Source organism: Nocardia amamiensis NBRC 102102 (assembly GCF_001612745.1).
Lineage (GTDB): Bacteria > Actinomycetota > Actinomycetes > Mycobacteriales > Mycobacteriaceae > Nocardia > Nocardia amamiensis.
Genome location: NZ_BDBA01000404.1, coordinates 1 through 971, shown reverse-complemented (window position 1 = coordinate 971; position 971 = coordinate 1). Strand labels below are relative to the sequence as shown.

Sequence of the window (971 nt, the reverse complement as noted above, 5' to 3'; positions counted from 1 at the left end):
CCGCGGGCACGCTGGAATACATCGGCCGCACCGACTTCCAGGTGAAGTTCCGCGGTCAGCGCATCGAGCTGGGTGAGATCGAAACCGATCTGCTCGCCCACCCCGCGGTCAGCCAGGCCGTGGTGCTGGTCGTGGACACGGCCACCGGTCAGCAGTTGGTCGCCTATGTGGTGGCGGCTCCCGGCCAGACCGTGGATCCGGCCGCGCTGACCAGGTTCGTCGCGGAGAAGCTGCCCAGCTACATGGTGCCCGCGTCGATCATGGTGCTGGACGCCTTCCCGCTGGGCACCAGCGGCAAGCTGGATCGGAAAGCCTTGCCGGAGCCGGTGTTCAGCGCTCGACGCGGGCGAGTTCCGCGCGCCGCGCACCCAGGCCGAGCAGATCGTGGCGGGCATCTTCGCCGACGTGCTCAGCCAGGACCGGATCGGCATCGACGACAATTTCTTCGACCTGGGCGGCAACTCGCTGGTCGCGACCCAGGTGGTGGCGCGTATCGGCGCGGCCTTCGGCACCCAGATCGGGGTGCGCGCGCTGTTCGAGACCCCGACCGTGGCCGGGATCGCCGCGCGGGCGGAGAACGCCGCCCCCGCCGACGCGTCGCGTCCGCCGCTGGTAGCCCAGCAGTTGCCGGAACGGGTGCCGCTCTCGCTGGCGCAGCAGCGCATGTGGTTCATCAACCAGTTCGACCCGACCGTGCCGACCTACAACCTGCCGTTCGTGGTGCGGATGCGCGGCACGGTGGATCTGGACGCGCTGGCCTCGGCGCTGCTGGATGTGATCGAGCGCCAGCAATCGCTGCGCACGATCTTCCCCGAGTCCGGCGACGGCGGCTACCAGCAGGTGGTTCCGGTCGACCAGGTCGATCTCGGCATCGCGGTGCAGCCGATCGACGAGGCCGAATTGTACGGCGCGCTGGCCGAATTCGCCGCGCGCGGCTTCGATGTGACCTTCGAGCTGCCGATCCGGATGCG

Annotated in this window: 1 pseudogene; it reads left to right on the top strand. The window is 69.4% G+C overall.

Annotated elements, in window-relative coordinates:
* Positions 1-971 (top strand): annotated as a pseudogene (locus tag NA4_RS44075) (phosphopantetheine-binding protein); the annotation flags it as partial.